This is a genomic window from Bradyrhizobium sp. Mp27, from assembly GCF_029953005.1.
Classification (GTDB): Bacteria; Pseudomonadota; Alphaproteobacteria; order Rhizobiales; family Xanthobacteraceae; genus Bradyrhizobium; species Bradyrhizobium barranii.
The window spans coordinates 1-5,397 of sequence record NZ_JASAUS010000287.1 but is presented as its reverse complement, the minus strand read 5'-3'; the positions used below and the strand labels follow the sequence as shown (position 1 = coordinate 5,397).

General features: G+C 57.0%; 4 protein-coding genes. 3 read left to right on the top strand and 1 reads right to left on the bottom strand.

All coding sequences use genetic code 11. From position 1 onward, the window contains the following. Nucleotides 1-273 precede the first annotated feature (273 nt). Nucleotides 274-804: a LemA family protein gene (locus tag QJT78_RS48005; RefSeq protein ID WP_312016877.1), complete on the bottom strand. Its 531-nt coding sequence runs from the start codon at nt 802-804 to the stop codon at nt 274-276. Between the two features lie 687 nt (nt 805-1,491). Here QJT78_RS48005 and QJT78_RS48000 point away from each other — a divergent pair. The 3 genes from QJT78_RS48000 to QJT78_RS47990 all read left to right on the top strand — a co-directional run bounded on the left by QJT78_RS48000 (nt 1,492) and on the right by QJT78_RS47990 (nt 4,779). Continuing rightward, complete coding sequence (locus QJT78_RS48000; RefSeq protein WP_038945872.1) at nt 1,492-2,685, top strand: aspartate kinase; 1,194 nt, start codon at nt 1,492-1,494, stop codon at nt 2,683-2,685. Nucleotides 2,686-2,848: 163 nt separating this feature from the next. After that, entirely contained in the window at nt 2,849-3,685 is an 837-nt protein-coding gene (locus QJT78_RS47995) for a glycosyltransferase family 2 protein (protein WP_038945870.1), read from the top strand. A gap of 674 nt (nt 3,686-4,359) precedes the next feature. Then, complete coding sequence (locus tag QJT78_RS47990) at nt 4,360-4,779, top strand: hypothetical protein (protein WP_281460749.1); 420 nt, start codon at nt 4,360-4,362, stop codon at nt 4,777-4,779. Nucleotides 4,780-5,397: the final 618 nt, after the last annotated feature.

Genomic DNA, 5,397 nt, shown 5'->3' with positions numbered 1-5,397 from the left:
GTCGTCAGGCGGTGAAAAGCCGAAGGCAATCCTGTGCGCCTCGTCAGAGCAGATGTGCGGCCACATCAATCGGACTAGAAAAACGCACTCTCACGAATAGGACGGGCTAGGGCAATCAGAATCAGGATCGCCAAGACGAAATAGACCACCAGCTGGAGGGTCTTGCGTCGGGCCGAATCCTGCTGCTGAAAGAAATTTGTGGCCATGGTCAGAGGCGGATTTGAGAGCGTGGAACCGGAAGCATGGGACGCGCGGAGCGGCGATTGTTCCGTATTAGAACGACACCTTGAGCGCTGCGCGCTCGGTCTCTGGGGCTTCGAGCAGCGCCGCCTCCTTGAAGCCGAACATGCCGGCCACTGTGTTGGCCGGGAAGACCTCGCGCCGGATGTTGTAGGTGGCGGCGGCGTCGTTGAACGCTTGCCGGGCGAAGGCGATCCTGTTCTCGGTCGAGCTCAGCTCCTCCTGCAGGGCGAGCATGTTCTGGTTGGCCTTGAGGTCCGGGTACGCCTCGGACAGGGCAAAGAGCCGGCCCAGGATGCCGCCCAGCTGGGCCTCGGCTTGGTTAAGCTCCCTCATGGCCGCCGGGTCGCTGGGGTGGGCGGCGACTCTTTGCTCGGCCGCCATCGCGCTGTTGCGCGCGTTGATGACAGCATCGAGCGTCTCTCTCTCATGGGCCATGTAGCCCTTGACGCCTTCGACGAGGTTCGGAATCAGCTCGTAGCGGCGTTTGAGCTGCACGTCGATCTGGGCGAAGGCGTTCTTGAAGCGGTTCGCGGCGACCACCAGTCCGTTGTAGATGCCCATGAGCCAGAGTGCGAGCAGCAGCACGACGCCGAGGAGCACGAGCAGCGCAATTGTGACGGGACTCATGAGCCGTGACCTCCGACGAGAGGACTGTTGGTCTGGTCCATCGCACGACCGGCGCCAGACCGGCGGAACATTTGTCCGACGGAATCCGGCCGAAAACTTGGCAAAATCCCACGGGCGACTGGTTGAGGACGGTACTATCTTTGTCGTCTGCCGCCCACGAACCTGTGGTCTTTCCCGCTCCGCACGCAGCTCTTATGGAGGGCTACTTTCCAGGACGGGAGGTCAGCCTCGGAAGACGCACCGAGGCGCTGCCCGACGGCGGGCGGACCGGCCCCACTCTCACTCAGGGCTTTTTTCGGGGCGGCAGAACTTTTAGCGTTACCCAGCCGATCTTGTCGTGACCGCCAATCTTCCGCCAAGAAAAACGATTGTTGTATCGAATACTTAGAGAGCTGCGAAAGGCGATGAGCGGAGAGGTACGTAGGCAACGACGTGCAACTGGCCTATTTATCTTCAGAAACTCAGGGCCTCACTGACGCGCGGAAAAAACGTCGCGAAATTCGACAGGGGTTGGTCCAATCTTGCGCGGCCGCAAGCAATTCTGGAGCTAGATTTATGAAGCTATCCGGCGTGGCGAAGCGAACATCAAGCCACCGCTCATAGAGTTACCGTCGCAAGTTAATGCCCAACAATCCGACCATCGTGCAAAAATACGGCGGCGTCTGCCTAGAAACCCCGGAAAAAATCCGCGCGGTTGCGAAGAGTCTCGCCGATTTGCACAACCGTGGTCATCGCGTCGTGGCGATCGTTTCAGCGATGGGTAAGACGACCGACGAACTAATTAAGGCGGCTTATCAAGTAAGCCCGCATCCCAACCGCCGCGAACTGGATATGTTGTTAACGACCGGTGAGCGCATCAGCATGTCGTTGATGAGCATGGCCCTGTCTGATCTCGGTGCGCCAGCCATTAGTTTTACCGGGAGTCAGGCCGGTGTAATGACAGACGAATCTCATTCTTCCGCGCGCATTTTAGATGTGCGGCCTGCGCGCGTGCTCGAAGAACTCGGTCGCGGACGCATCGTGGTTTTAGCGGGCTTTCAAGGCGTTAATCCGCGAACCAAAGAAATCACCACACTAGGCAGGGGCGGCAGCGACACCACTGCAGTCGCCATGGCTGCGGCGCTAAAGGCCGAGCGCTGTGAAATTATCAAAGAGGTCGACGGAATTTGCTCGGCCGATCCGCGCATCGTGGCGAACGCAAAGCCATTGCGCCGGCTGGATTTTGCATCGTTATCCGAAATGTGTTTTTGGGGCGCCAAGGTTTTGCATTTTCGCAGCGTGGAGCTGGCACAAAGCCAAAATATCCCTTTGTTCTTACGAAAATGGGGCAATTCCGAACACAGCACGCGAGTGATGAAAGAGGTTATCGGAATGGAAAGCGGAAAAGTTTTGGCCGTCAACTCGATGGCTCGTATTGAGCATGTGGAGATCGCTTCGACGAATCTCAGTCACGGTCTTGAGAAATTTGCGCAGCATCTCAAGCAGAACGGCTTATCTTGGCCGCAAGTCCTCACCTCGGCTTTCACCGCCGGAAAAACGCGCGTCATGATGACTTGCGAGTCGGAATCGCTCGACACTCTGCTGCGCACGCTGGAAAGGAGCAAAGACTTGCGCAAAGAGCGTGAGACTTTAAGTTCGGTGAGCCTCACTTGCTTCGGCGGCGTTTCTTCAGACTTGCCATTTCAGGCGATACAAATTCTGCAATCCCACGGGGTTGTCGTTGACAAATACGTTCTATCACCACATTCGATTAATTTTTTCGTTCCTGTGGAGACCCGCGAGGCCGCGGTCACGGCCTTGCATTCGCTGATCTAACAACCTTCTTTGGGAAAATGTCACGAAATCGCGTAAGGGGAGGGATGGTCAAGAGGGGCGGGTCGCCAGCTCGATGCGGCGACAACGAGAATTCTTAATCTTGGCGATACGAGCCCGTCCGCCATCATCGGTGTCAATTCTTTAAAGTCGCGAGGCGATGATTATGCCGGGCACCATTGGTTGGTTACTTCGCGAGGGCGAACGAATCATTGCTTGCAACACAGGCTTGTTAGGTCACAAGCACCTTTTAATCGGCATCACCCGCGTTCGTAACGAAGCGCTTATTCTCAGAGACACACTGGACTACGTCGGCAAGCACGTCGATGCGATAGTCGCTTATGATGACGCGAGCACGGATCGTACGCTGGAAATTCTATGCGAACACCCAAAAGTCGCTCTGATCGTGACAAATCGGTCGTGGGAAGCGGAGGTCGAGGCACGCCGGAATGCCGAGGGGCGGCATCGCGGCCTCTTGTTGCAGACGGCGCGCGAATATTTGCAGTTCGACTGGGTGTTTTGCTTCGATGCGGATGAGCGCGTTACCGGAGATTTACGCGGATTCATAGAAGGAAGGCATTCTAGCGAGTGCGACGGCGTGCGGGTTCAACTGTTCGACGCCTATATGACTCCTGGGGATCATGCACCCTATCAGGCCGATCGCGAACTGTTGGACTTTCGTCGTTTCTTCGGTCCGGAACGGCGAGACATTCTGATGTTGTGGCGAAACCGGTTGGAGATCACCTTCGCAGAGCACCATGCGCGCGAGCCGGGTGGCGTTGAACGCGTGGCGACTGGCCTCTATTGCCAACACTACGGCAAATCGTTGTCGGTCGACCATTGGGAAGAGACCTGCGACTACTACATGCGGCACTTTCCGTTCGATACCTACGGACGAAAATGGCGCGAGCGGAAAGGTCGAGCAATCCACACCCAATCTGACTTCATGCGGCCGTTGTACGAGTGGGGTGACAGGCTTTTCGCGGCTGCGGTCAAGATGTGATTGTCCGAAAACCGAGCCGCCCCGTGCCAATGCGGCCGCTTCGAAGTCGGCCGCGGGCCCATTTCTTCCAAACTTGGATCGCGATATTTGCGTCTTGAACCATCCGCTCTCGCCGGTGTGTCCGTTTCAGGAGAATAAGCGACCGGGCACAACGACCCCGGGGCTCAAATGACTTTCTGCCTCCCAACCTCTTTACGCGAACTTCGTGTGGGCTGTCTCGGTGTGTGGTCTACGGAGTCGATCGCAAAGGATCGGTCTGTTTGCGGCGCGCTTCGTGGTGGCGCGTGACGGGCCCGACTTTACCGCAAAGCCGCCAACGATATGACTGGTCGAGCCGTCGCAAAGTTGAAAAAGCCCGAGTGACGGCTGACGTAAGATTGTTGAACTGCCAAATGTGCACGTTTCAAGCGATGGGCGCGAAGCTGCTTCGCGAGGTACCGACGTTGCGATCGCTCGCGTCTTTTTTTGAAGCATCGCAGGAGTGAACCACTGACGCGAGAACGTGGCGAGGTTCATGGTCGAGCTCCTCGCAACTTTGTACTTCATTTGACCAGTTCACCGCGATATATCGTCCGCTGGAGAGCATGGTGATGTTTCGAACACGGAAGAGCAAATCTCGCGCACGTGACGCGCAACTTGCAGAGCAAGGACGCGAGCGCAATAAGAGTTCCCGCATGGACATCCAGGCGTCTATCGCTGAGTTGAGAAGCGTGCCGCGGGACAAGCTCGCGGATGCGGTGTTCCTGCTCTCGATGGCGGCAAAGCAGCAAAGCAATCAGATACGACGATCGATCAATGAACGCGCGGGGGCCGAGTTCGAGTTTGAGTCGCCACTGAACGGAGACCTGGCTGACTATCTCGCGGCGGAGGCAGTCTCGGTTTTGCGCCATCATAAGGCTGATGTGCCGACGCTCATGGATATCTTGGCTCAGCGATCGCCTGACGTCGACTTCACCGTCCATCAAAGAGATGCCGCTGCAATGCTTGCCTCGACGATCCAGGAACAACGGCTCGAAGGCATTCTGGAAGGTCTCAGACTTGTCGGCCTCCTGAACGAGTCCTCAAAGGATCGTGATGCCGCTTTTGGCTCATAGACGCGAAGCGATTTAACAGAACCTTCGGCCGTAGCAGATTGCGCGAGCGTGTTCCCGGCGGGGCAAATATCGTGCAATCGGGGGCCGGTCCGGCTGGACTTGCGCTCGTGCGGCCAGATGTCGAAGCGTGGGGGAAGTCTGCGGCTTTCAGGAAGAAGCTCAGCGCTCGGTGCAGACAAACTGCGCCAGCGCCTCTTCGATGAGAGACAAGGGGGCGACTACAGTTCTGACTATCTGAGTGCCCGGGTGGAAAGTCGATGAACGTCTGGGCTTAACCAGGACGAGCAGGCTTGCTGCTCTGCTACGCGGACACGAGAAGATTCGCGAAGTGGAAACTTTTCATTTTCTGCTTGAAGTCAGGTGAGTGAGCGTCTATGCGTTTTCCAGCGTTGCCCGTCTGTCGGGCGCTCTCTTTGGCCTAGATGCCAAGGGAAGCGTGAACGCTCTTGATGCTCCTCACCTTGTTGAGTGACACAACAGTCGACGTAAGTCGATTGGAGTTCATCCATCGTCGGTAAGGGTGTCGGAACCCTTCCACTCTGGAAGGTTGGGGCCTCCTGGTCCCGGGCTGTTTGACAAGTGAAGATGAAGAAAGAGAAACGTGGACGGCGGAGTCCT